Consider the following 24153-nt stretch of genomic DNA (forward strand, 5'->3'; position numbering starts at 1 on the left):
GGCCTTTTATTTGGGCTTTAGTGTATTCAACTCTGCGGCCTCAATCCCTGGGACATCCCGAACATGAACAGCAACAAATCATGGTCAGGTTGGGATGCCACGGCTGCTTTCACAACCCGTGGCAACGGGCAATGAGCGCCTTCGCTCATTGCGCTGAGGACTTGCGTGCGGGGCTGCTCCCAGGCCGCCACCGCCAATGAAGCAACTGCCAAGGCTCCAACCAGGAACAAACCTCGTGCAATTTCGAGTTTCATCGCTATAAACCTTTGATAGAGCTGCCAAACGCCTTGTCATAAAAGTAGACCAGATTCTTCCAGTCTGTATCACTGAACGACGAGTGGCGACGCAATTGCTTCAGGTCATGGGCGGCGGCGCGCTGGGCGGTCAAGCGCTGCCGGCACTTCTCAAGATCGATCAAGGCCACTTCAACGGTCGCCGCGTCACCTTCGCCGGTCACCCGCACAAATACGTGCTTGATGTAGATGCAACTGTGCTGCCAGCGCCCCTTGTGCATGCGGGCCAGGTTCTCGGCCAGCTCCTTGAGGACACGCTCGTGCACCGCCTCGCCATGCCGCTCGCGACCGCCACCGGCGTACCAGTGTTCGATTTCCTCGAAGCCGTCCAAGGACTTGGTGACCAGCAAGGCACGCCATTTGTGCACCGGGTCACGCTGGGCGCCGCAGAACACCATTTCCGGTACCCGCACACCCAGCGAAGACAGACCGATCAACGCATCACGCTCGCGCAATACCGTTGGTCGACCGAAGGGGTGCAACCAACTGCGATAGATATGCCCGGTCTGACGCTTTACATACAGCAGCTGTCCGCTACTGCCCATGACGCGCTGCACACCACTTTCCCCACCGCGACGGACGTTGGGTTCTTCTACCCACTCACCGCGCTGATTCCAGAAATAGTCGAAGCGGTCCTGGGGAGCGACTTCCGTTTCTGCTGCACATTGAACTGCCATCCTGTTACCTCTTGCGTAATACGTAAACCCGCCACATGGCATAGAGCGGTAAAAAGTCCAGTTGTTCCTGAATGCGGAAACCCGCTTGTTCGAATTCCTTTTCTACCGTGGCGGCCGGTAGCACAAACCGGTTTTGGTAACCTTCCTGCCCGCGCGCTTTCTCGGCGCGCTTGCGTTTCCAGGCCTTGAAGTTGCCGTCTACCCACAGCGAAATGATCACGCTGTCACGGGTGACACGCTCGAACTCGCGCAAAATGGCCAGTCGATGCTCGGCTTCCCCGATGTGATGGAGCAAACGCATGCAGAAAATGCTGTCTACGGCGTTATCGGGCAAGGCAATGTCGAAGGCTGAAGTGTGCAAGGGTTGTACCCGCTTTACCACTTCGGCTGGTTGCGACTGGGTCGCAATTTTCAACATTGATTCGGAGTTGTCAGCCCCGATGATCACGCGGTTGTGTTTTTCTGCCAGCAACGGCCAGAAACGCCCGGCACCGGACGGTAAATCGAGGACCAGCCCAGGTTCACCGGCCAGGGTCAGCGCCTTGCGGGCCAATTGCTCGTCACGCCAGTGGGACAATCGGCGACCGAGGCCTTCCTTATGCTTGCGCAAGTATTTCTGCGCATGCTGATCGTCGTACTTTTCGGAAAAATCCAGTTTGATCGGGCCGGCCATTATCAAAGTCTCCTGAGCTGCTGATGACAACCACATTAGGTAGCGTCGTGTCAGCTTCAGGTCATGACTTTGTGAAAACTTCGTTGTGTAAAAGGGCGAAGTATTTCAGGGTTTTACAGGGTGTAAAACGGTAGCGCGGGGCCAGCATTGTTGGGCCTGTTATGCTCAGGGCTGACTCAACTCGACCTCAAAGCGACAACCATTAGGCTCCATGGTGGTCAGGCTAACGGTCCAACCCTGATTTTCACAAATCCGCTGCACCAGCGACAGACCCAGGCCCAGGCCTTCGCCGCGTTTTTCGCTGCCCCGCACGAAGGGCTCAAACATTGCCTCGCGCTTCTCTTCCGGAATCCCGACGCCACTGTCCTCGACCCGAAACCCGCGGGCCGTGAGGGTTAGACGAATGAACCCGCGCTCGGTGTAGTGCAGCGCATTGCGCAACAGGTTACCCATCACCGCATGCAACAGGGTGGCGTTGTAGCCGGTACCAGGCGGATTGCCCGGTTCGAAATTCAGTATCAGGCCCTTGGACTCGATCGGTTCTCGCCAAAGACCCAGCAGCCCTTCGGCGACCTGACTGACGGTTTGCTGTGGCGACATGCTGGCGTCTTCACGCTGGGCGCGAGCGAGCATCAGGAAGGTCTGCACCAGTTCGCGCATTTCCTCACAGGCCCGGGCGATTCGCTCGACCTGGGCGCGCCCGCGCTGGTCGATGCCGGGGTTCTCCAGTAGCAGTTCACAGGAACTGGCCAGTACCATCAGTGGCGTGCGCAATTCATGGCTCACGTCACTGGTGAACAAGCGTTCACGGGTCAAGGCCTGGCGCAGGCGACCCAACGTGGCGTCGAAGGCCACCGCCAGTTCACCCACTTCATCGGCGGCGTAGTCCGGCGCCAGTGGTGGCGCCAAACCCAGCAACTGATCGCGGTGGCGCACCTGACGGGCCAGCCGCACCACAGGCGCCATGACTTTGCGCGCCAGGATCCAGCCGAGAAATACCGCCAGCGCCAGGCTCAGCACGAAGCCCACCAGCACCACGGCAAACAGCACTCGCTCACGTTCTTCGAAATCACTCTGGTCCTGCAACAGCACGTAACGCCGACCGTCGACGATCTCGACCATCGCGTGATACGACAGGTGTTCGCGAAAGACTTCGTGAAAACCGGAGTCCAGGTGACGCAGATCTTTGGGTAACTCGAAGTCGCCTTTGCCACCACTGAAATAGAACAGTTGGTCAGGCTCCGGGCGGTGACTCCAGTCCGAGACACTGTCCATCAGCAATAGGCGCTGCAAATCGCCACCCAGCCCTGCCGAAATCAGCTTCTCTTCCACCAGGTGCACGGTCGCCACGATGCCCATGGCGAAGGCCCCGGCCACCAATGCACTCATCAGCGCAAAGGCAATGATGATCCGTTGAGCAAGGCTCTGCTTAAACTCCATCTCGGCCCTCGGCCAAGCGATACCCCACACCGTGCACGGTTTGCAGCAGTGGCTTGGCAAAAGGCTTGTCGATCACCTGGCGCAGTTGGTGAACGTGGCTGCGCAGGCTGTCGCTGTCTGGGCAATCATCGCCCCACAGGGCTTCTTCGAGGATTTCGCGACGCAATACGTGAGGGCTTTTCTGCATCAGCACCGCGAGCAATTTGAGGCCGACCGGGTTGAGCTTCAGCAGGCGGCCTTCACGGGTCACTTCCAGGGTATCGAGGTCGTAGCTCAGGTCGCCGACCTGCAGCGAACGGCGACCACCGCCCTGGGTACGACGCATGACCGCTTCGATGCGCGCGGCCAGTTCGGACAAAGCGAACGGCTTGATAAGGTAGTCGTCGGCACCGGACTTGAAGCCTTGCAGGCGGTCATCCAGTTGATCCCGGGCGGTGAGCATGATCACCGGCGTGTCGCGGCGGGCGTCTTCTCGCAGACGCTTGCACAAGGTGTAGCCGTCAATGCCGGGCAGCATGATGTCGAGCACGATCAAGTCGTAATGCTCGGTGGCCGCCAGGTGCAGCCCCGACAAGCCGTCCTGCGCGCAATCCACGGTGTAGCCCTTGAGCCCCAGGTAATCAGCCAGATTGGCCAGGATATCGCGGTTGTCTTCAACCAATAGAATTCGCATGGGGCATTCCTCCGTACACAGTAACAGCCGTCATGGCCCGCGCAGCTTAAGGCCTGAAGTGACTCAGGGCTAGGCTGAAAACCGTTGAAATCGACGCTCTCAACCAAATTTGAGGGTTAACAAGATTTTCACTATCGGTTCACAACCTGACTACAGTCACCACGCAACACTCTCGCGCCATTAGATATAAGGAATAAAAACAATGGATTTTTTCAAGACGGCGCCAATGCGCTTTCTGTTGCTCGTCACCGGCGCATGGCTGGTTATTTTCTTTCTGACCCGCACGGTTCTGTTGCTCACTCATCTGGATGAGGCCGGTAGCGGTTTTCTCTCGGTTTTCGGTATCGGGTTTCTTTACGACCTCGGCTTCATTGCCTATGCGGCCTTACCAATGGGCCTCTACCTGCTGCTCTGCCCGCCCGCCTTGTGGCGCCGCCGTGGCCATCGCTGGTTTCTGCAAGGGCTGCTGACTGTCAGTCTGTTTGCCATGCTGTTCACCTCCGTCGCCGAATGGTTGTTCTGGGACGAGTTTGGTGTGCGCTTCAATTTCATCGCCGTCGATTACCTGGTGTATTCCGACGAAGTCTTGAACAACCTGCTGGAGTCGTACCCGATTGGTACGCTGCTGAGCATGCTCGCCGTGCTGGCCCTGGTCCTGAGCTTCGTGTTGCGCAAGGCTTTCAATGCCGCACTGGACGCGCCGCTGCCGCCGCTGCGCCGGCGCCTGTTCAATGCCTTGGCCCTGTTGATCGTGGCAGGCCTGAGTATGCAACTGCTCAGCCAGGACGCCCCGCGTGCCCAGGGTGGCAATGCCTATCAGAACGAACTGGCGAGCAATGGCCCGTATCAGTTCTTCGCCGCGTTCCGGAACAACGAACTGGATTACCCGCAGTTCTATAAAAGCCTGCCACCCGACGTCGTGGCCAAGCAGATTCGCGCCGAACTGAGCGAGCCGAACGCACAGTTCGTCGGCCAGGACCCGCAAGACATCCGCCGCAACATCGACAACCCGGGCACCCCGCGCAAGCCCAACATCGTGTTGGTGACCATCGAGAGCTTCAGCGCCAAGTACATGGGCAGCAATGGCGACGAGCGCAACCTGACACCAAACCTGGATGCCTTGCGTAAACAGAGCCTGTACTTCAACAACTTCTACGCCACCGGCACCCGTACCGACCGCGGCCTGGAAGCCATCACCCTGGCTATCCCGCCGACGCCGGGCCGCTCGATCGTCAAACGCGTGGGCCGTGAAAGCGGTTTCGCCAGCCTTGGCCAACAGCTCAATGCAGTGGGTTACGACAGCGTGTTCGTCTATGGCGGGCGCGGCTACTTTGACAATATGAACGCGTTCTTCAGCGGCAATGGTTATCGAGTTGTCGATCAAAGCAGCGTCGATGAATCAGAGATTCACTTCAAGAACGCCTGGGGCATGGCTGACGAAGACCTGTACAACCAGACCCTGAAACTGGCCGACGCCGACTATGCCAAACAGCAGCCGTTTCTGCTGCAACTGATGACCACCTCCAACCATCGTCCTTACACCTATCCGGAAAACCGGATCGACATCAAGTCCGGCAACGGTCGCGACGGTGCGGTGAAATACACCGACTACGCCATCGGCCAGTTCCTTGAGCAGGCGCGTAAAAAGCCGTGGTTCGACAATACGATTTTCGTGTTCGTCGCCGACCACACCGCAGGCAGCGCCGGCAAGGAAGACTTGCCGATCAGCAACTATCAGATTCCGTTGTTCATCTACGCACCGAAGCTGATCGACGCCCGGGAAACCGCGCAGTTGGCCAGCCAGATCGATCTGGCGCCGACCCTGCTGGGCTTGCTGAACATGGACTACCAATCGACGTTCTTCGGCCGCAACCTGTTGCAGGACAACCCGCTGCCACCGCGGGTAGTGGTCGGTAACTATCAGCACCTGGGGTTGTTCGACGGCAAGGATCTGGCGATCCTGAGTCCGCGCCAAGGGCTGCGCCGTCACGACGACGCGCTGACCGAGAGCCGCGAATCGAAGGCCGAAGCCAGCGACCCGTTGATCACTCGCGCCATCACCTATTACCAAACCGCCAGTTATGGCTTCAAGCAACAGCTACTTGGCTGGAAAGCGCCCAAGGAGGGCGACCACCAAGTCAGCGAACGTTAATCGAATAGCCCCGGGCTGATGCCCCGGGGCTTTTTCTCATGTTCAGGATCCACCATGTCATCAACCGCTGCTCGCCCCGTCTCCCGGCCACTCAACTTCTGGGTGTGCCTTGGGGTTCCCGTCATTGCCGCAATCATTCTGGTGCTACTCGAACTGACATCGCTGGACATGAACCTGGCCAACCTCTTTTATGACCCGGTGGCCGGTGACTTCATTGGCCGGCACAGTTACTTCCTCGAAAACATCCTGCACAACAAGGCCAAGGACGTGGTCATTGCGTTCTCGGTGTTTGCCGTGATCGCGTTTATCTGCTCGTTTTTTGTTGAAAAACTCAAACCGTTCAAACGGGAATTGGGCTGCCTGGTGTTGTCTCTCGCGCTGGCCACTTCCTTTGTCACGCCGGTCAAAGTGGTGACGTCGGTGCAATGCCCCTGGAGCCTGGAACAGTTCGGCGGTCATGAAACCTACAGCGAGCTGCTCAGCCCGCGCCCGCACACCGATAAACCCGGCCGTTGCTGGCCAGGCGGTCACGCGGCCACCGGTTTCACGCTGTTTGCACTGTTCTTCGTGTTGCGCGACCGGCGTCCGCGCCTGGCCCGCATCGCGTTTGTCTTCGCTTTTGCCCTCGGCTCGGTGTTTTCCATCGGCCGGATGATGCAGGGCGCGCACTTCTTCTCCCACAACGTGTGGACGGCGGTGTTCTGTTGGCTGATTTGCCTGGGGTCGTATTACTACGTGTTGTATCGACCGGCCGTGAGGGCTGAGGGTATCGTCAGAGCGCACCCCGTCAGCGCCTGATCTGACGCCACCGGTGGCAAGCCATGCGCCTCAGGACTCCCGCGAATTACGTAGGAGCAAGGCTTGCCCGCGAAGGCAACACCTCGGTCTACAGTCAACACTGAATTGAGGGCAATAAAAAACCCCGCCTGCTTTCGCAGGCGGGGTTTTTTTATAGGGGTAAGGCTGGCTTACATCATGCCGCCCATGCCACCCATACCGCCCATGTCTGGCATACCGCCGCCAGCCGAGCCTTCATCTTTGATCTCAGCGATCATGGCTTCGGTGGTGATCATCAGGCTGGCGATGGAAGCCGCTGCCTGAAGAGCCGAACGAGTCACTTTAGCCGGGTCAAGGATGCCCATTTCGATCATGTCGCCGTATTCGCCGGTAGCAGCGTTGTAACCGTAGTTACCCGAACCCTGCTTGACCTTGTCGACTACTACGCTTGGCTCGTCGCCGGAGTTGGCAACGATCTGACGCAGTGGCGCTTCAACAGCGCGACGCAGCAACTGGATACCAACGTCTTGATCGGCGTTGTCGCCTTTCAGTTCGGAGATAGCCTGCAGAGCGCGAACCAGTGCCACGCCACCGCCAGGTACCACGCCTTCTTCAACGGCTGCACGAGTAGCGTGCAGGGCGTCTTCAACGCGGGCTTTCTTCTCTTTCATTTCAACTTCGGAACCAGCGCCAACCTTGATCACTGCAACGCCGCCGGACAGCTTGGCCAGACGCTCTTGCAGTTTTTCACGGTCGTAGTCGGACGAAGTGTCAGCCACTTGCTGACGGATTTGCAGAACGCGAGCCTGGATATCAGCTTCAACGCCGGCGCCGTCGATCACGGTGGTGTTTTCTTTGGACAGGATCACGCGCTTGGCATTACCCAGGTGTTCCAGGGTAGTGCTTTCCAGGCTCAGACCGATCTCTTCGGAGATAACGGTACCGCCGGTCAGGACAGCGATGTCCTGCAGCATGGCCTTGCGACGGTCGCCGAAGCCTGGAGCCTTGACGGCTGCGACTTTAACGATGCCACGCATGTTGTTCACAACCAGAGTCGCCAAGGCTTCGCCTTCAACGTCTTCAGCCACGATCAGCAGTGGACGGCCGGCTTTTGCAACGGCTTCCAGTACTGGCAACATTTCGCGGATGTTGGAGATTTTTTTGTCGACCAGCAGGATCAGCGGACCGTCGAGCTCGGCGGTCATGGTCTCTGGCTTGTTGACGAAGTACGGGGACAGGTAGCCACGGTCGAACTGCATGCCTTCAACAACTGACAGTTCGTTTTCCAGGCCCGAGCCTTCTTCAACGGTGATCACGCCTTCTTTACCGACTTTTTCCATGGCTTCGGCAATGATGTCGCCGATGGAGTTGTCGGAGTTGGCCGAGATGGTGCCGACCTGAGCGATTGCCTTGGTGTCAGCGCAAGGCTTGGACAGGGCTTTCAGCTCTTTGACAATAGCGATGGTCGCTTTGTCGATGCCGCGTTTCAGGTCCATCGGGTTCATGCCGGCAGCGACGGCTTTCAGGCCTTCGTTGACGATCGATTGAGCCAGAACGGTAGCGGTGGTGGTGCCGTCGCCTGCGTCATCGTTGGCACGGGAAGCAACGTCTTTAACCAGCTGCGCGCCCATGTTTTCGAAACGGTCTTTCAGTTCGATTTCTTTGGCTACGGAAACGCCGTCCTTGGTGATGGTCGGAGCGCCGAAGCTCTTCTCGATGATCACGTTACGGCCTTTAGGGCCCAGGGTCGCTTTTACTGCGTCAGCCAGGACGTTTACACCGGCGAGCATTTTCTTGCGGGCGGAGTCGCCGAATTTAACTTCTTTAGCAGCCATGATCGATATTCCTTAAATACTTTGTAGTAGCGGGAAAATGAACGGGAAATCAGCCTTCGATAACAGCGAGAATCTCGTTCTCAGCCATTACCAGCAGGTCTTCGCCGTCAACTTTCACAGTGTTGCTGCCGGAGTACGGGCCGAACACAACCTTGTCACCCACTTTTACGGCCAGTGCACGCACTTCACCGTTTTCCAGCACACGGCCGGTACCGACAGCGAGGATCTCGCCGCTGTTGGCTTTTTCAGCAGCCGAACCTGGCAGGACGATACCGCCAGCGGTTTTCTTTTCTTCTTCGCTGCGACGGATAACGACGCGGTCATGCAGAGGACGAAGCTTCATTGTCGATCTCTCCTAATTGTGGTTTTCATCGGCCGGTGTATTCCCGGCGGGTTTAACAAATCCGGCGGTGCCGGGTGCGGTTCGTCGAGCGAACCGCGGAAGTCTGTCTGGCTTGATCGCCAGAAACCTTGCGGTGACCGTTACATAAGGGCGCATAAGCTTATTACAAGGGCGAGCCAGCAAATTTTTTCACGTTGTTGCCCGCAAATGAACACGGCACCCGAAGGTGCCGTGTGGCTGAAACGCTTTACTTGGGATCGCGGTGTTCGAACTCGCCTTCGATCACGTTGGGCTCACGGCCCAGCGGTTGACGCGGAGCAGGACCGCCCCGCGGTTGCAGGTCATCGGCGAATGCACGCTGACGGATCGCCTGTTCTTCGGCGCGCTGACGCATCTTGTTCGCCACCAAACGGCGAGACAGCGGCAGCAACATGATCAGGCCCAGTACGTCAGTGACGAAACCCGGCAGGATCAACAAGCCGCCAGCCAGGGCCAGCATCAAGCCTTCAAGCATGGTCTGGGCCGGCAGTTCGCCGCGGTTCAGGCTTTCACGGGCACGCAGTGCAGTAGCCAGACCGGCGATACGCAGCACGAACACGCCGAGCATCGAGCCGAGAATGACCAGCAGCAGAGCCGGGAAAAACCCGATCGCACCGCTGACCTTGACGAATACGAACAGCTCCAACACCGGAAACAGTACAAAGAGCAATAAAAAAGGGCGCATCAAATGGTTCCTCAACGCAAGAATGCCTTGCCTGTGTTCCCTAGATGACGTCGCCGATTCGTGAATTCAAGCGTCGGCCACTTCATTTTTTGGCCAATGCTCGGCGTGAGCCAGGAAAACCAAGGCTTCGCGCACTTGTGTCGGCGTATTACAAGGCGCTTGAAACGGTAGCCAGTAGAGCCCCTGACCGATGCGCAGGTGCATGCCTTCGGTGTCGATGCCGGCCAGTTGCGCCGGGGTTGTCGTCGGCAAACCGGCGAGTTCGACATAGTGTGCGATGGCTTTGGTGTGGTCGGCATTCATGTGCTCGACCATGCTCACTTCAGCCTTGCCGGCGAACGGGTTGGCCAAGGTCAACTGATCGACCCAATGAATCGCGCCGAAACCGCCGATGTAGCGGTGACGCACCGGTTTAAGCACCCAGAAATCGAAATCGTGGGCCTTGTGGTAACTCTGCGAATCCGGGAAATAGCGGTAGTACCGCTCGGCTGCCGCTTCGATGGCCGCCTCGTCCTCGAGTTTTTCTGCTTCGGCAAGGTACGTCAGGCGACCAACGGCTTGAGCATCTTCAGCCCCACGCTCGCCGACGAACAGTGAGCATTTCGGATCTTTTTGCAAATTATGAGTGTGTTGGGCAATGCGGCTGATCAGGATCAGCGGCCGGCCCTGCTCGTCCAGGCAGTACGGGACCACCGAGCCAAACGGGAAACCGGGCATGGCCTTGGAGTGTGTCGAAAGCACTCCGCGGTATTCCTTGAGAAGCAATTCTCGGGCATTCTTCGCCGCTTCAACGCTCAATTTATGACTCCTTATATAGAATCCGTCGAAAAAACGGACAGGCGCCTGGGGATAAGTTCCAGTACGCCATCGGGGCAGTTCTCATGTGCAACCAGGCCACATCAGGTGCAGATCGAGAGGCCCTCTAGAAGGAACCACTCTCTGACCTGCAATTGGGGCATGCGAATGCAACTCACTGACAAAGTAATCATTATCACTGGCGGTTGCCAGGGTTTAGGCCGTTCGATGGCCGAGTATTTAGCCGGCAAGGGCGCGAAGCTGGCGCTGGTCGATCTGAACCAGGAAAAGCTCGACGACACCGTTGCCGCTTGTAAAGCCAAGGGCGTCGAGGCCCGCGCCTACCTGTGCAACGTCGCCAATGAAGAGCAAGTGACGCACATGGTCGCTCAGGTGGCCGAAGACTTCGGTGCGATCCATGGCCTGATCAACAACGCCGGGATCTTGCGCGATGGCCTGTTGCTGAAGGTCAAGGACGGCGAAATGACCAAGATGAGCCTGGCCCAATGGCAGGCCGTGATCGACGTCAACCTCACCGGCGTGTTCCTGTGCACCCGTGAAGTCGCGGCCAAAATGGTCGAGCTGAAAAACAGCGGCGCGATCATCAATATCTCGTCGATTTCCCGTGCTGGCAACGTTGGCCAGACCAACTACTCCGCTGCCAAGGCTGGCGTGGCCGCAGCCACAGTGACCTGGGCCAAGGAACTGGCGCGTTACGGCATTCGCGTGGCGGGCATTGCGCCGGGCTTCATTGAAACCGAGATGACGTTGGGTATGAAGCCAGAGGCGTTGGAGAAGATGACTGCCGGAATTCCGCTCAAGCGCATGGGCAAGCCTGAAGAAATCGCCCATTCGGCGGCGTACATTTTCGAAAACGACTACTACACCGGTCGGATTCTGGAGATGGATGGCGGGTTGCGGATCTAAGTCCAGACACAAAACAAATGTGGGAGCGAGCTTGCTCGCGATGAGGCCATAACATTCACCATTGATGATGACTGTTACACCGCTATCGCGAGCAAGCTCGCGCCCACATTGGATTGCGTTTCTTCAGCGAATCAATCGTCGCTGACGGTGATGTTCGGCATCGCCGGTGTTGCCGCTTCCTGCAACACAATCCGCGCGCCGACATGGCGGGCCAGTTCCTGGTACACCATCGCAATCGGACTGTCCGGCTCGGCGATCACCGTTGGCTTGCCGCCGTCGGCCTGTTCGCGGATGGTCATCGCCAGTGGCAACGAGGCCAGCACTTCGACGCCGTACTGGTTGGCCAGTTTCACACCGCCGCCCTCACCGAACAGATGCTCGGCATGCCCGCAGTTGGAGCAGATGTGCACGGCCATGTTCTCCACTACGCCCAGCACCGGAATGTTGACCTTGCGGAACATCTCCACGCCTTTGCGCGCGTCCAGCAGCGCCAGGTCTTGCGGGGTGGTGACAATCACAGCACCGGCCACCGGGACTTTTTGCGCCAGGGTCAGTTGGATGTCGCCGGTGCCTGGCGGCATGTCGATGACCAGATAATCCAGATCGCCCCACGCGGTTTGTGTCACCAGTTGCAGCAAGGCGCCAGAAACCATCGGACCGCGCCAGACCATCGGCGTGTTGTCGTCGGTCAGGAACGCCATGGACATCACTTCAACGCCATGGGACTCGATCGGAATGAACCACTTCTGATCCTTGACCTTTGGTCGGGTGCCTTCGGGGATACCGAACATGATGCCCTGGCTCGGGCCGTAGATGTCTGCGTCGAGAATCCCGACCTTGGCGCCTTCACGGGCCAGCGCCAAAGCCAGGTTGGCGGCGGTGGTGGATTTGCCCACTCCACCCTTGCCGGACGCCACCGCGACCACGTTCTTGACGTTGGCCAGGCCCGGGATCTGTGCCTGGGCCTTGTGCGCGGCGATCACGCTGGTGATCTCGACGCGAGCGGTCGTCACCCCGTCCAGCCCTTCAATTGCCATTTGCAGCAACTGCGCCCAGCCACTTTTGAACAGACCGGCGGCGTAACCGAGCTCGAGCTGGACGCTGACGCGATCGCCCTGGATGTCGATGTTGCGCACGCACCCGGCGCTGACCGGGTCCTGGTTCAGGTAAGGGTCGGTGTATTGGCGAAGGACGGCTTCCACCGCTGCGCGATTGACGGCGCTCATGGGCAACTCCGATAGCAAGACTGGAAAATCAGGCGGGTATCCTACGCCGGACATACATTTGTGGCGAACAGATTACTGTGGCTGGAAAGCTTTCTTGTGGTGAGGGGGCTTGCCCCCGTTGGGCTGCGAAGCAGCCCCAGGAACCAGCGCACGCAATCTGACAGATACACCGCATTCACCGGTTTTACGACTGCTGCGCAGCCGAACGGGGGCAAGCCCCCTCGCCACAAAAGCATCCTCGCTGCGGCAGAGCCTCTCGCCACAGGGGTGAAAAATATACGCCAGCGCTTTATAGTGGCCGACCTCCGTTTCATCAAGTAGCCGAGCCCCATGTCCGAGCCACGCAAGATCCTCGTCACCAGCGCCCTGCCCTATGCCAATGGTTCGATCCATCTTGGCCACATGCTGGAATATATCCAGACCGACATGTGGGTGCGCTTCCAGAAGCACCGCGGCAATCAATGCATTTATGTCTGCGCCGACGACGCTCACGGCTCGGCCATCATGCTGCGCGCGGAAAAGGAAGGCATCACCCCGGAACAACTGATCGCCAACGTCCAGGCTGAACACAGCGCCGACTTTGCCGAGTTCCTGGTGGACTTCGACAACTTCCACTCCACTCACTCCGAAGAAAACCGTGAGCTGTCGAGCCAGATCTACCTGAAGCTGCGTGACGCCGGGCACATTGCCCAGCGCTCGATCACGCAGTACTTCGACCCGGAAAAGAAAATGTTCCTGGCCGACCGCTTCATCAAGGGCACCTGCCCGAAATGCGGCACTGAAGACCAGTACGGCGACAACTGCGAAAAATGCGGTGCAACCTATGCACCGACCGACCTGAAGGATCCGAAGTCGGCGATTTCCGGCGCCACCCCGGTGCTCAAGGATTCCCAGCACTTCTTCTTCAAACTGCCGGACTTCCAGGAAATGCTGCAAGCCTGGACCCGCAGCGGCACCCTGCAAGATGCCGTCGCCAACAAAATCGCCGAATGGCTGGATGCCGGTCTGCAACAGTGGGACATCTCCCGCGACGCACCGTACTTCGGTTTCGAGATTCCGGGCGAGCCGGGCAAGTACTTCTACGTGTGGCTGGACGCGCCGATCGGCTACATGGCCAGCTTCAAGAACCTTTGCGCCCGTCGTCCGGACCTGGACTTCGACGCGTTCTGGGCCAAGGATTCCACGGCCGAGCTGTACCACTTCATCGGTAAGGACATCGTCAACTTCCACGCATTGTTCTGGCCAGCGATGCTCGAAGGCGCCGGTTTCCGTAAACCGACCGGTATCAATGTGCATGGCTACCTGACTGTAAACGGTCAGAAAATGTCCAAATCCCGCGGCACCTTCGTCAAGGCCCGGACCTACCTGGACCATCTGTCGCCGGAATACCTGCGCTACTACTACGCGGCCAAGCTGGGCCGTGGCGTCGACGACCTGGACCTGAACCTCGAAGACTTCGTGCAGAAGGTCAACTCCGACCTGGTGGGCAAAGTCGTCAACATCGCCAGCCGTTGCGCAGGGTTCATCCAGAAAGGCAACGCCGGAGTGCTGGTGGCGGGTAACGCCGCGCCGGAACTGACCGACGCGTTCCTGGCTGCTGCGCCAAGCATCGCCGACGCCTACGAAGCCCGCGACTTCGCCCGCGCCATGCGCGAGATCATGGGCCTGGCCGACCGCGCCAACGCCTGGATCGCCGACAAGGCACCGTGGTCGCTGAACAAACAGGAAGGCAAGCACGACGAAGTCCAGGCCATCTGCGCTTTGGGCATCAACCTGTTCCGCCAACTGGTGATCTTCCTCAAACCGGTTCTGCCGCTGCTGGCTGCCGACGCCGAGGCGTTCCTGAACGTCGCGCCGTTAACCTGGAACGATCACGCCACCCTGTTGGCCAACCATCAGCTGAACGAGTTCAAACCGTTGATGACTCGCATCGACCCGGTAAAAGTGCAAGCCATGACCGACGCCTCGAAAGAAGACCTGACCGCCAGCGCAACCGATACCGGCGAAACTGCACCGGCCGGCAACGGTGAACTGGTCAAGGAACCTCTGTCGCCGGAAATCGAGTTCGATGCGTTTGCCGCGGTGGACCTGCGCGTTGCACTGATCCTCAAGGCCGAAGCCGTGGAAGGCGCCGACAAACTGTTGCGCCTGACCCTGGACATCGGTGATGAACAACGCAACGTACTTTCCGGGATCAAGAGCGCTTACCCGGACCCGTCCAAGCTCGAAGGTCGCCTGACCATGATGATCGCCAACCTCAAGCCGCGAAAAATGAAGTTCGGGATATCCGAAGGCATGGTGATGGCGGCCGGCCCTGGCGGTGAAGAAATCTACCTGTTGAGCCCGGACAGCGGCGCCAAGCCGGGTCAGCGCATCAAGTAACACTCGGCGGTGAATCGATCCCACAGGCGTGCCCCGCATGCCTGTGGGATTTTTCATATCCGCCCGGATAATGCCTAACCTTAAGAGACACTCGCCCGTTTCGCTGGCAGAACCATGACCGAACTGCTTCTTACGCTTATCAGCGCTGCCCTGATCAACAACCTCGTGTTGCACTGGTCGCTGGGCGTCGATCCGCTGTTGAGCAGTGAGCGCGACAAGGTCCACGCACTGGGTATTTCGACGACCTGCCTGATGCTGATCGTCGGCGTATTGAGCTACTCGGCTTACCATTGGCTGCTGGTGCCGCTGCAACTGACGGCCCTGCGCCTTTTCGTGTTCCTGCCGCTGAGCGTTTTGCTGATCGCGCCGTTACTGAAGTTGCTATCCAGAATATTCCCAAAGCTTACGTTCGATGGCCTCTGGCCCCTGCTGCTGGGAAACGCTGGCGTGCTCGGGCTGACCTTGCTCAACGCCCAAGACGACAAGGGATTGCTTCACGCCAGCGTCCTGAGCCTCGGTGCCGGACTGGGTTTCTGGCTGGTGCTGAGCCTGTTCAGCGACTTGTGCCAGCGCACACGCGATAACGATGTTCCCCTGCCCTTTCGTGGCTTGCCGATCCAGTTGATCGGCGCCGGACTGATCGCAGTGGCCTTTCTCGGATTCAGTGGACTGATCAAAACATGAGTCTGATTCAACGCATCGACGCCCTTTTGCCCCAGACCCAATGCGGCAAGTGCGGTCACCCCGGATGCAAGCCCTACGCCGAAGGCATTGCCAGCGGCGAGTCGATCAACAAGTGCCCGCCGGGCGGCAGCGAAACCATCGCCGCCCTGGCCGAACTGCTGAAAGTGCCGGTGCTGGAACTGGACATCAGTCGCGGCTCGGCACCGGCGCAGATTGCCTACATCCGCGAGGCCGAATGCATCGGCTGCACCAAGTGCATACAGGCCTGCCCGGTGGATGCGATTGTCGGCGCGGCGAAGTTGATGCACACCGTTATCGTCGATGAATGCACTGGTTGCGACCTGTGCGTGGCGCCGTGCCCGGTGGATTGCATCGAAATGCGTCCACTGCCGCTGGCCACGGTGCTGCCGATTGTCGGTGGCCTGGCGTTCAGTCTTGAAGAACAACAGGCCCGAGCCACCAAGCGCAATCGTGCGCGGCGTCGCTTCGAACAGCGCAACGCCCGACTGCAACGTGAGGAGCTACAGAAAATCGCCGAGCGACAGGCCCGGGCCCAACGCGTCGCACAACCCAGCGAAGTAACGCTCGATCCGGTGCAAGCCGCGCTTGAGCGAGTCCGCGCGCAGAAAGCGGCAACGGCTGATGCGGCGTTGAAAAAAGCCAAGATCGACGTGGCGATGAGTCGGGCGCAATTGAACAAATCGCTAAAGGCGTTCGGGCATCCGCCGACCTTCGAGCAGCAGTCGCAACTGATCGTCCTGCAACAGCAATTCGAAGCTGCCGAACAGGCTCTGACACAACTGGAAAGCGCCGCACCGCCGGCCCCGGCACCTGTTGCGCCAGCGAAGGACGCGGAGCTGAAACGGGCGAAAATCCAGCTGGCCATGCGCCGCGCCGAACTGAAAAAAGCACAAACCAGCGATGCCTCGGCTGAACAAATCGAGCTACTTGAGCAAGCCCTCAAGGACGCCGAACACAACCTGCACACGGCCGAAGCAGCGAGTGATCAACCTTTGCCTGACCTGATGCGCGTCGAAAAGCGCCCCATCGACAGCCAGCTTCGACAGCTGAAAACCGAATTGGCCTACGCCCGTGCCGACGTCAGCAAACTGGAACGACGCACCGACACTCCCGCCGAGCAGATGGACAAGGCTCGTGCCCGACTTCAGGAAGCCGAACGCCTGGTGGAGGCTTATGTCGCCCCTTGAATCGGTGGACGAACGCCTTCAGCAGGCCATGAAGCTGGTGTTGCTGGCCACCGTGCCGGGGCTGCTGATGTTGTTTTGGCTGTATGGCTGGGGCGTTCTGATCAACCTGATTCTGACGGTGGTGACTGCGCTGGCAGTAGAGGCTGCGGTGCTGAAGTTGCGCCAGCGTGCCCTCATGCCAACGTTGAGCGACGGCAGCGCCCTGGTCACGGCGACGCTGCTGGCGCTGGCCTTGCCGCCTTATTGTCCGTGGTGGCTGACTATCAGTGCCGCGGCGGCGGCATTGCTGTTTGGTAAACACTTGTATGGCGGCGTCGGCAAGAACCCGTTCAATCCGGCCATGCTCGGTTTTGCGCTGGTGCTGGTGACCTTCCCCCAACCAATGACGCACTGGCCGTCGTCCCATGGCATGGACCTGCTCGGCGGTCTTTCCCAGGTCTTCGGTTTCAGCTTCAGCCAGACGCCGGATGCCTGGGTCCAGGCCACGGCGCTGGACAGCTTGCGCATCAATAAAAGCCTGACCATGGATGAGCTGTTCGCCGGCAACGCCGCATTCGGTCACTTCGGCGGCTACGGCGTGGAATGGGTGAACCTGGCATTTCTGGCCGGCGGCGCCTTTCTGCTGCAACGGCGAGTGTTCAGTTGGCATGCGCCGGTGGGCATGCTCGCCAGCCTGTTCGTTATCAGTCTGTTGTGCTGGAACGGTTCGGGCTCCGACTCCCATGGCTCGCCGCTGTTTCATCTACTGACTGGCGCGAGCATGCTGGGCGCATTCTTTATCGTGACGGAACCGGTGTCCGGCGCCAGAAGCCCCAGTGCCCGACTGCTGTTCGGCGTGGGGGTTGGCCTGCTGACCTACTTGATCCGAACCTGGGGCGGCTACCCGGACGGCGTGGCATTTGCCGTGCTGTTGATGAACCTCTGTGTGCCGGCGCTGGAGCGATTTGTCGCCAGCCGCCAGATGCAGGTGAGCCCATGAACCGCAAGAGCCGCGTGATGACGCTGGTCTTGCTGGCGGCCATCGGCCTCGGCGCGACGTATCTGGTACAGCACCTCAATGCGCCACAGATCGCCGCCGAACAACGTTTGATCGACAGCCGCAAACTGCTCGACGTGCTACCCGCCGAGGCCTACGACAACCAACCACTGGAACATCCGCTAACGCTGGCCGACATTGCGTTGAGCCACAGTGCCTTGACTGGCGGCTATCGCGCGACCAGGGGCAGTCAAACCGTCGCAGTCCTGCTGCGGAGTCAGACTCAGGGTTATGCAGGCGTCATCGAGTTGCTGATTGCCATTGATGCCAATGGAAAGTTACTTGGCGTGAAAACCCTCAGGCAAAACGAAACTCCGGCGCTGGGCGGGCCCATAGGCGACTGGCCAAATACCTGGCTTGCGGCGTTTTCCGGCAAATCGAGCAGCGAACCGGCAGACGCAGCCTGGGCATTGAAGAAGGATCAGGGCCAATTCGATCAGATGGCCGGCGCGACCATTACCTCCCGCGCAGCGATCAACGCGATTCATGACGCATTGCGTTACTTTGATGACCATCGGATCGCGTTGCTGGGAAGTGGAACATGAACCTGTCGAATGCTCTGATGCTCTCGCTGCTGCTGGGTGCTACTCAAACATTGGCGGGCGCATTGGTCACCCTACTGATGTTTGCCACGGTACTCGGTGCTTATGGCGCATGCATGGCACTGCTGCGCTCGCGACTGACGGGGACCAGTGCATTGCTGGCCAGTCTGCTGCTCGCGGCGACGTTGACCAGTTGTGCAGACATTCTTGCGCAACGCTGGTTTCTGCCGTGGCATCAGTCGGTAAGTCTGTATATCGGTCTGATCGCCTTGCAATGCGTGGTGCTGGAGTGCCATGGCTTCTTTCGCCAACCGCTGACCGACCGTTTCAGGCTCTGCGGTCTGTTCGGCGGGCTGATGCTGCTACTCGCGGCACTGCGCGAACTCATCGGCCACGGCAGCCTCGGTCACGGACTATCCGAACACTGGCAAGGTCTGGTTTTATTCAGCGAGGGCCTGCATCTGATGACGCTGGTTCCCGGCGCCTTCATATTTCTGGGCCTGCTCCTTGCGGCCCGTCAGGCGTGGACTCGCTCGCACTCTATTTCCAAGGAATCGCACCGCCCATGAATGCCGCAAAACGTTATGAAATCTTCCGCAGGCTTCACGAAGACAACCCGGAACCGAAGACCGAACTGGCGTACTCCTCACCGTTCGAACTGCTGATTGCCGTGATTCTGTCGGCGCAGTCCACCGATGTCGGCGTCAACAAGGCCACGGCAAAATTGTATCCGGTGGCCAATACCCCGGCAGCCATCCATGCCTTGGGGGTCGAAGGGCTGTCGCAGTACATCAAGACTATCGGCCTGTTCAACAGCAAGGCCAAGAATGTGATCGAAACGTGCCGCTTGCTGGTAGAGCGCCATGGCGGCGAAGTCCCGCAAACCCGTGAGGAGCTGGAAGCGTTGCCAGGCGTTGGCCGCAAGACTGCCAACGTGGTGCTGAACACGGCATTTCGTCAACTGACCATGGCCGTGGACACCCATATTTTCCGGGTCAGCAACCGTACCGGGATTGCACCAGGCAAGAATGTGGTCGAGGTGGAGAAGAAGCTGATGAAATTTGTGCCCAAGGAGTTTCTGCTCGATTCCCATCATTGGCTGATCCTCCATGGACGCTACGTCTGCCTGGCCCGCAAGCCCCGCTGCGGCAGTTGCCGGATCGAGGACTTGTGCGAATACAAGCAAAAGACCTCGGACGATTGAGGCACTATTAGATTTATTGATTTACCGATTGAAAAAATCTTTTTTACCCGCCGGGAGAATGTCGATATAAGGAGCCCCAAAGGCAGTCTTAGCCTGGAGTAACAAAATGAGTACTGGCAAAGAGCAATTGGACGTAGAAGACGACTTCACCCCCGTTGAGGCCGATGACGCTGAACCGGTGGTTGAAGTGGCGAAGACCAACCTGAGCAAGCGCCGCACCATCGACAATCTGCTGGAGGAGCGCCGACTGCAAAAGCAATTGGCCGATTACGATTTTGATCTATGACACCTGAAAGCCTCCCGAAACGGAGGCTTTTTACTATGTGCCGTCATACCAGGCCATTGCGCTGGGCCAGCTCGATAAGGTCCACCAGCGAGCGGGCATTGAGCTTTAGCAATAACCGGGTTTTGTAAGTACTGACAGTTTTGTTGCTGAGAAACATTCCATCGGCAATCTCCTTGTTTGTTTTCCCCCGAGCCAGTTGCTGCAACACCATCATTTCCCGCCCCGACAATCGATCCACCATATCGGCCTCACTGGCATTGCCCAGGCTGGACCGAACCGTATGCAAGGCTTGATTAGGGAAGTAGCTGTAACCCGACAATACAGCTTTGATAGCACTGAGCAATTCAGTGAGATCCTGTTGCTTGCAAACATAACCAGCAGCACCCGATTGCATGCAGCGCATTGAAAAATGCCCTGGTGCCTGGGAAGTCAGCACCAACACTTTCAACGGCGAAGCCACTGATGTCAGACGCGCGATGACTTCCAGCCCATCCAGTTTCGGTATACCAATATCCAGAATGACAATGTCCGGCATAAGTTCGCGAGCAAGTTGCAATGCATCCACACCATTGTCTGTTTCTGCGATGACTTCGTAGCCATGACGTTCCATTAGCAAACGCACCGCAAGACGAATGACAGGGTGATCATCCACGATCAGCACTTTATTCATGGGCAAGTCCAATTTTCGCTGTTCGAATTTTTAGAGCCCGCACCTTAGCTTAGTCATATCGCCTGTGGCATGGCGTTGTTCTCTTGCACTTGCAGCGAAAGACATGCCCTACAACCAATAAAGATTATTCCTACAAAAAATGCATTTGAAACGTTCAGGCAAACTGTACGTGCGGCTTTTGAGCGTCTTTTTGGCCGAGGAGCCCTGCGAATTTTTACCCATCCCGGCAGCGACTCTAAATACTGATTCTCCCGGATCAGCCAGCCCAACTTTGGCCACTTCAGATAGCTATTCTGCGGATCACCGGAGCGCACCGAGTTCTACAGAACAAGTTAGCAACATCCTTGACGACTACCGACAAAAACTCTGCAACAAGAAACTTCCAGACAGCAGATACCTTTTGATACCGGCCACCGACACTAATAACATCAACCAACCTGGCACTCACTAAAACACACTGCTCACAACAGAGGACAATCCCCATGAAAAAAAGAACACGCTTAATATAAAAAAAGAATAACCAACCCCATGACAATCATTGGCATATTTGCCTTGATCTCGGAGACGTCGGCTGCGGTATCCCTGCCGTTTCTGGACAATACCGAGCGTGAAATTTATATCTGGTTCCTGATCAGTTTTCCCTTCTATCTGTTACTGCTTTTTTTATCACCCTCAACTTCAACTATCTTTCTCTCTACGCCCCCTCTGACTTCGATAGCGACGACCACTTCCTGAAGGCGCTTGAAGATCATAAAAACACGGCGAACCCGCAAGAAAAACGTCGCACCGACAATGCACCCGATCCTCCAGTGGTGGAACGTCGCGTAACTTCGCTGTGGGTCGAATACGCCGTTCAACTGTCCAAACCTTCGAGCTTACTGTCCATCATCGATGTACGTCTGATCAACACTCAGATTGAGCTGGACAAATTAAAAGAAGCATTCCCATTACACGGAAAACAGTCTAGCCGGATCATTATGTTTTTGACTGATTCAACTTCTGATGCATTATTCAAGCAAGTTGCTCTCAGCCACAGCAAACACATCAAGAAGACCACAGGCAGTACGCTTTACCTTGTCTATAACGTGTGTACGAGAATGGCGACAATACTGAAAGGAAATTGACGGACAGAAGACGTTCTTGGAAAGAACAGTGGACACACCGTTGAATGGGTGCGACGCGTTGAACGAGTCAGGCAAGCGAGAGAAAGGGGCTTGAGCAATAGCGCCCTCGTCAGAATGACAAGGGCGCTATTTATACTGCGCGTCTGAAGTAATCAGAACAGCTTGCGACCCTTGTTGGCGGCAATACGCATGCGCAAGGCGTTGAGCTTGATGAAGCCCGCCGCGTCGGCCTGGTTGTAGGCGCCGCCATCTTCTTCGAAGGTCGCGATGTTGGCGTCGAACAACGATTCATCGGACTTGCGGCCGGTGACGATCACGTTGCCCTTGTAGAGCTTCAGGCGCACGACACCGTTCACGTGGGCCTGGGACGCATCGATCATCTGTTGCAGCATCAGACGCTCAGGGCTCCACCAGTAACCGGTGTAGATCAGGCTGGCGTATTTAGGCATCAGCTCATCTTTGAGGTGAGCCACTTCGCGGTCCAGGGTGATCGATTCGATCGCCCGGTGAGCACGCAGCATGATGGTGCCGCCTGGGGTTTCGTAGCAGCCACGGGACTTCATGCCCACGTAGCGGTTTTCGACGATGTCCAGACGGCCGATGCCGTGTTCACCACCGATACGGTTCAGGGTCGCCAACACGGTGGCCGGGGTCATTTCGACGCCGTCCAGTGCGACGATGTCGCCGTTGCGGTAGGTCAGTTCCAGGTATTGCGCTTTATCAGGAGCGTTCTCCGGGGAGACGGTCCATTTCCACATGTCTTCTTCGTGCTCGGTCCAGGTGTCTTCCAGCACGCCGCCTTCATAGGAGATGTGCAGCAGGTTGGCATCCATCGAGTACGGGGATTTTTTCTTGCCGTGGCGCTCGATCGGGATGTTGTGCTTTTCAGCATAATCCATCAGCTTTTCACGGGAGAGCAGGTCCCACTCGCGCCAAGGAGCGATTACTTTCACACCTGGCTTGAGGGCGTAGGCGCCGAGTTCGAAACGAACCTGGTCGTTACCCTTGCCGGTCGCGCCATGGGAAATGGCATCTGCACCGGTTTCGTTGGCGATTTCGATCAGGCGTTTGGCGATCAACGGACGAGCGATGGAGGTACCCAGCAGGTACTCGCCTTCGTAAACGGTGTTGGCACGGAACATCGGGAACACGAAATCACGCACGAACTCTTCGCGCAGATCGTCGATGTAGATTTCTTTTACGCCCATGGCCTGAGCCTTGGCGCGGGCCGGTTCGACCTCTTCGCCCTGACCCAGGTCAGCGGTGAAGGTCACTACTTCACAGTTATAAGTATCCTGCAGCCACTTGAGGATCACCGAAGTGTCCAGGCCGCCGGAATACGCCAGAACGACCTTGTTTACGTCCGCCATGCCATCACTCCACGGGGTTCTACGGAAAGCCGAGAAGTCTACCGCTCATACAGAATAATTTACAGTGGCGCGACAGCTTATGACGACGAAGCGACAGATTATGTCGAGCGAGCGACGATTACAGCGGGTTCAGGAGGTCGCCGCAGCGCCTGCGGAAGCGGTGGCCGCAGGTGCCGGTTTGTCGATGGGCGCAACGCGCTCCAGGCGCACGGCCACCCGACGATTCTTGGCCCGGTTGGCCGCATTGGTGTTTGGCGCCAAAGGATAGCGCTCACCGTGGAAACGCATGGTGATCTGCGACTCCTGAATGCCATTGGCCTTGAAGAAGTCCATCACCGCCAGCGCCCGGCGGCGTGACAGTTCACGGTTGGTCAGACGATTACCGCTGTTGTCGGAATGACCGTCAAGTTCGATGTGATTGACCGTCGGGTCAGCCTTCATGAACGCCAGCATGACCTGCAACTTGGCCTTGGCTGCCGGATCCAGATCGACACCTTCACCAGAGAAGCCGACTTCGGATTGCTTCACCTGCTCGAAATTCTGCGGCAACAGCTTGGCCACGCAACCTTGATAGTCATTGAAGGCTTTGCTGAACTTGACCGGCAGCAAACGCACTTCAGACACCCGACCGTCGCCCGAAGCGTGCCGAATGACTGGGCTACGACCGTCCATCAAACCACTGATCAGGCGCCCGGCCTGAACCTGCGAACTGTTGAACAGCACGTTGCCGCTGCCAATGTTCACCGAGCCCAGGTTGATGTCCCCACGCCCCGGTTGCCACGGCGCGGCGGCCGCCAGCAAAGTCGCGGAACCGCCGCCAATCATTGAGTTGTAGGCTTTGAGACGAAAAATCGCCTGCTCGCCGGCACGACGCACGAACTCACCGGAACCGAAATCGGTGATCGGCTGGGTCAGTCGGCATTCGAACTTGTCACCTTCGACCGTCCACTCGATGCTCTCCAGACGGGTCTGGAAAGTGAGCGCCATCGCGGGAAGGCTGGCAAACACACTGAGCAAGGCTAAATAACGCTGGCGCACGGGAGGCTCCACTGGCTTCTACAACAAAAAGACCGACACATACGTTTACGGCATACCTATTGGATATCGGAAGC

24 protein-coding genes are annotated in these 24153 nt (G+C 58.0%); 11 read left to right on the forward strand and 13 right to left on the reverse strand.

Annotation, left to right across the window (positions count from 1 at the left end):
- Positions 1–26: 26 nt before the first annotated feature.
- The 5 genes from JFT87_RS26725 to colR form a co-directional block, all read right to left on the reverse strand.
- Positions 27–254: a hypothetical protein gene (locus JFT87_RS26725; protein ID WP_201206288.1), complete on the reverse strand. Its 228-nt coding sequence runs from the start codon at positions 252–254 to the stop codon at positions 27–29.
- A 2-nt stretch (positions 255–256) separates the two neighbouring features.
- Positions 257–970: a lipopolysaccharide kinase InaA family protein gene (locus tag JFT87_RS26730; protein ID WP_201206290.1), complete on the reverse strand. Its 714-nt coding sequence runs from the start codon at positions 968–970 to the stop codon at positions 257–259.
- A 4-nt stretch (positions 971–974) separates the two neighbouring features.
- Positions 975–1643, reverse strand: a complete 669-nt coding sequence (locus tag JFT87_RS26735) for a class I SAM-dependent methyltransferase (protein WP_201206292.1) — start codon at positions 1641–1643, stop codon at positions 975–977.
- A gap of 165 nt (positions 1644–1808) precedes the next feature.
- Positions 1809–3083 (reverse strand): sensor histidine kinase, encoded by a 1275-nt coding sequence (locus JFT87_RS26740; protein ID WP_201206295.1) that lies wholly within the window; start codon positions 3081–3083, stop codon positions 1809–1811.
- Positions 3073–3756 carry a two-component system response regulator ColR gene (gene colR, locus JFT87_RS26745; protein WP_090180812.1) on the reverse strand — a complete coding sequence of 228 codons (684 nt, stop codon included), beginning with the start codon at positions 3754–3756 and terminating at the stop codon, positions 3073–3075. Before colR ends, JFT87_RS26740 begins: the two co-directional genes overlap by 11 nt.
- A gap of 202 nt (positions 3757–3958) precedes the next feature.
- Here colR and JFT87_RS26750 point away from each other — a divergent pair, with 202 nt between their 5' ends.
- Positions 3959–5908 (forward strand): LTA synthase family protein, encoded by a 1950-nt coding sequence (locus JFT87_RS26750; RefSeq protein ID WP_201206296.1) that lies wholly within the window; start codon positions 3959–3961, stop codon positions 5906–5908.
- A gap of 54 nt (positions 5909–5962) precedes the next feature.
- Entirely contained in the window at positions 5963–6706 is a 744-nt protein-coding gene (locus tag JFT87_RS26755; RefSeq protein WP_201206298.1) for a phosphatase PAP2 family protein, read from the forward strand.
- A 170-nt stretch (positions 6707–6876) separates the two neighbouring features.
- Here the strand turns inward: JFT87_RS26755 and groL are convergent, their stop codons facing one another.
- From groL to JFT87_RS26775, 4 genes are all read right to left on the reverse strand, one after another.
- Positions 6877–8520, reverse strand: a complete 1644-nt coding sequence (gene groL / locus JFT87_RS26760) for a chaperonin GroEL (RefSeq protein WP_201194211.1) — start codon at positions 8518–8520, stop codon at positions 6877–6879.
- A gap of 49 nt (positions 8521–8569) precedes the next feature.
- Complete coding sequence (locus JFT87_RS26765; RefSeq protein WP_054045166.1) at positions 8570–8863, reverse strand: co-chaperone GroES; 294 nt, start codon at positions 8861–8863, stop codon at positions 8570–8572.
- Between the two features lie 247 nt (positions 8864–9110).
- Complete coding sequence (locus tag JFT87_RS26770; RefSeq protein WP_201206300.1) at positions 9111–9587, reverse strand: FxsA family protein; 477 nt, start codon at positions 9585–9587, stop codon at positions 9111–9113.
- Between the two features lie 66 nt (positions 9588–9653).
- Positions 9654–10385 carry a HugZ family pyridoxamine 5'-phosphate oxidase gene (locus tag JFT87_RS26775; protein ID WP_201206302.1) on the reverse strand — a complete coding sequence of 244 codons (732 nt, stop codon included), beginning with the start codon at positions 10383–10385 and terminating at the stop codon, positions 9654–9656.
- A 165-nt stretch (positions 10386–10550) separates the two neighbouring features.
- On the opposite strand from JFT87_RS26775, the gene JFT87_RS26780 reads away from it, so the two are divergent.
- A complete protein-coding gene (locus JFT87_RS26780; RefSeq protein WP_201206304.1) occupies positions 10551–11309 on the forward strand; it encodes an SDR family oxidoreductase in 759 nt (252 codons plus the stop codon).
- A gap of 131 nt (positions 11310–11440) precedes the next feature.
- On the opposite strand, the gene apbC is transcribed toward JFT87_RS26780, so the two are convergent.
- Positions 11441–12535: an iron-sulfur cluster carrier protein ApbC gene (gene apbC, locus JFT87_RS26785; protein ID WP_201206306.1), complete on the reverse strand. Its 1095-nt coding sequence runs from the start codon at positions 12533–12535 to the stop codon at positions 11441–11443.
- A gap of 330 nt (positions 12536–12865) precedes the next feature.
- Between apbC and metG the strand changes: the two genes are divergently transcribed.
- The 8 genes from metG (at position 12866) to JFT87_RS26825 (ending at position 19877) form a co-directional block, all read left to right on the forward strand.
- Positions 12866–14917: a methionine--tRNA ligase gene (metG, locus tag JFT87_RS26790; RefSeq protein WP_201206308.1), complete on the forward strand. Its 2052-nt coding sequence runs from the start codon at positions 12866–12868 to the stop codon at positions 14915–14917.
- Positions 14918–15031: 114 nt separating this feature from the next.
- Positions 15032–15601 carry an electron transport complex protein RnfA gene (locus JFT87_RS26795; protein ID WP_201206310.1) on the forward strand — a complete coding sequence of 190 codons (570 nt, stop codon included), beginning with the start codon at positions 15032–15034 and terminating at the stop codon, positions 15599–15601.
- Entirely contained in the window at positions 15598–16809 is a 1212-nt protein-coding gene (gene rsxB, locus JFT87_RS26800) for an electron transport complex subunit RsxB (protein ID WP_201206312.1), read from the forward strand. The genes JFT87_RS26795 and rsxB overlap by 4 nt, the downstream gene beginning before the upstream one ends.
- On the forward strand, positions 16796–17788 hold the full coding sequence (locus tag JFT87_RS26805) for an RnfABCDGE type electron transport complex subunit D (protein WP_201206314.1): 993 nt from the start codon (positions 16796–16798) through the stop codon (positions 17786–17788). Before rsxB ends, JFT87_RS26805 begins: the two co-directional genes overlap by 14 nt.
- On the forward strand, positions 17785–18390 hold the full coding sequence (locus JFT87_RS26810; protein ID WP_201206316.1) for an RnfABCDGE type electron transport complex subunit G: 606 nt from the start codon (positions 17785–17787) through the stop codon (positions 18388–18390). The genes JFT87_RS26805 and JFT87_RS26810 overlap by 4 nt, the downstream gene beginning before the upstream one ends.
- Positions 18387–18956: an Rnf-Nqr domain containing protein gene (locus JFT87_RS26815; protein ID WP_201206318.1), complete on the forward strand. Its 570-nt coding sequence runs from the start codon at positions 18387–18389 to the stop codon at positions 18954–18956. Before JFT87_RS26810 ends, JFT87_RS26815 begins: the two co-directional genes overlap by 4 nt.
- Positions 18953–19591 (forward strand): endonuclease III, encoded by a 639-nt coding sequence (gene nth / locus JFT87_RS26820; RefSeq protein ID WP_201206320.1) that lies wholly within the window; start codon positions 18953–18955, stop codon positions 19589–19591. The genes JFT87_RS26815 and nth overlap by 4 nt, the downstream gene beginning before the upstream one ends.
- A 106-nt stretch (positions 19592–19697) precedes the next feature.
- Complete coding sequence (locus JFT87_RS26825) at positions 19698–19877, forward strand: PA3496 family putative envelope integrity protein (protein ID WP_007898493.1); 180 nt, start codon at positions 19698–19700, stop codon at positions 19875–19877.
- Between the two features lie 43 nt (positions 19878–19920).
- Here JFT87_RS26825 and JFT87_RS26830 read toward each other — a convergent pair whose 3' ends face one another.
- The 3 genes from JFT87_RS26830 to JFT87_RS26840 all read right to left on the reverse strand — a co-directional run bounded on the left by JFT87_RS26830 (position 19921) and on the right by JFT87_RS26840 (position 24079).
- A complete protein-coding gene (locus tag JFT87_RS26830; protein ID WP_201206322.1) occupies positions 19921–20547 on the reverse strand; it encodes a response regulator transcription factor in 627 nt (208 codons plus the stop codon).
- Positions 20548–21823: 1276 nt separating this feature from the next.
- The gene (locus JFT87_RS26835) at positions 21824–23041 is read right to left on the reverse strand and encodes an argininosuccinate synthase (RefSeq protein WP_088422930.1); all 1218 of its coding nucleotides are present in this window, start codon (positions 23039–23041) and stop codon (positions 21824–21826) included.
- A 129-nt stretch (positions 23042–23170) separates the two neighbouring features.
- On the reverse strand, positions 23171–24079 hold the full coding sequence (locus tag JFT87_RS26840; RefSeq protein ID WP_201206323.1) for a flagellar protein MotY: 909 nt from the start codon (positions 24077–24079) through the stop codon (positions 23171–23173).
- Positions 24080–24153 lie beyond the last annotated feature (74 nt).

Source organism: Pseudomonas sp. TH15, from assembly GCF_016651105.1.
Classification (GTDB): Bacteria; Pseudomonadota; Gammaproteobacteria; order Pseudomonadales; family Pseudomonadaceae; genus Aquipseudomonas.

Bases quoted from the DNA above. Each gene is read 5' to 3' on its own strand.
- JFT87_RS26725 (WP_201206288.1), bottom strand. From the start codon at position 254: ATGAAACTCGAAATTGCACGAGGTTTGTTCCTGGTTGGAGCCTTGGCA.
- JFT87_RS26730 (WP_201206290.1), bottom strand. From the start codon at position 970: ATGGCAGTTCAATGTGCAGCAGAAACGGAAGTCGCTCCCCAGGACCGC.
- JFT87_RS26735 (WP_201206292.1), bottom strand. From the start codon at position 1,643: ATGGCCGGCCCGATCAAACTGGATTTTTCCGAAAAGTACGACGATCAG.
- JFT87_RS26740 (WP_201206295.1), bottom strand. From the start codon at position 3,083: ATGGAGTTTAAGCAGAGCCTTGCTCAACGGATCATCATTGCCTTTGCG.
- colR (WP_090180812.1), bottom strand. From the start codon at position 3,756: ATGCGAATTCTATTGGTTGAAGACAACCGCGATATCCTGGCCAATCTG.
- JFT87_RS26750 (WP_201206296.1), top strand. From the start codon at position 3,959: ATGGATTTTTTCAAGACGGCGCCAATGCGCTTTCTGTTGCTCGTCACC.
- JFT87_RS26755 (WP_201206298.1), top strand. From the start codon at position 5,963: ATGTCATCAACCGCTGCTCGCCCCGTCTCCCGGCCACTCAACTTCTGG.
- groL (WP_201194211.1), bottom strand. From the start codon at position 8,520: ATGGCTGCTAAAGAAGTTAAATTCGGCGACTCCGCCCGCAAGAAAATG.
- JFT87_RS26765 (WP_054045166.1), bottom strand. From the start codon at position 8,863: ATGAAGCTTCGTCCTCTGCATGACCGCGTCGTTATCCGTCGCAGCGAA.
- JFT87_RS26770 (WP_201206300.1), bottom strand. From the start codon at position 9,587: ATGCGCCCTTTTTTATTGCTCTTTGTACTGTTTCCGGTGTTGGAGCTG.
- JFT87_RS26780 (WP_201206304.1), top strand. From the start codon at position 10,551: ATGCAACTCACTGACAAAGTAATCATTATCACTGGCGGTTGCCAGGGT.
- apbC (WP_201206306.1), bottom strand. From the start codon at position 12,535: ATGAGCGCCGTCAATCGCGCAGCGGTGGAAGCCGTCCTTCGCCAATAC.
- metG (WP_201206308.1), top strand. From the start codon at position 12,866: ATGTCCGAGCCACGCAAGATCCTCGTCACCAGCGCCCTGCCCTATGCC.
- JFT87_RS26795 (WP_201206310.1), top strand. From the start codon at position 15,032: ATGACCGAACTGCTTCTTACGCTTATCAGCGCTGCCCTGATCAACAAC.
- rsxB (WP_201206312.1), top strand. From the start codon at position 15,598: ATGAGTCTGATTCAACGCATCGACGCCCTTTTGCCCCAGACCCAATGC.
- JFT87_RS26805 (WP_201206314.1), top strand. From the start codon at position 16,796: ATGTCGCCCCTTGAATCGGTGGACGAACGCCTTCAGCAGGCCATGAAG.
- JFT87_RS26810 (WP_201206316.1), top strand. From the start codon at position 17,785: ATGAACCGCAAGAGCCGCGTGATGACGCTGGTCTTGCTGGCGGCCATC.
- JFT87_RS26815 (WP_201206318.1), top strand. From the start codon at position 18,387: ATGAACCTGTCGAATGCTCTGATGCTCTCGCTGCTGCTGGGTGCTACT.
- nth (WP_201206320.1), top strand. From the start codon at position 18,953: ATGAATGCCGCAAAACGTTATGAAATCTTCCGCAGGCTTCACGAAGAC.
- JFT87_RS26825 (WP_007898493.1), top strand. From the start codon at position 19,698: ATGAGTACTGGCAAAGAGCAATTGGACGTAGAAGACGACTTCACCCCC.
- JFT87_RS26830 (WP_201206322.1), bottom strand. From the start codon at position 20,547: ATGAATAAAGTGCTGATCGTGGATGATCACCCTGTCATTCGTCTTGCG.
- JFT87_RS26835 (WP_088422930.1), bottom strand. From the start codon at position 23,041: ATGGCGGACGTAAACAAGGTCGTTCTGGCGTATTCCGGCGGCCTGGAC.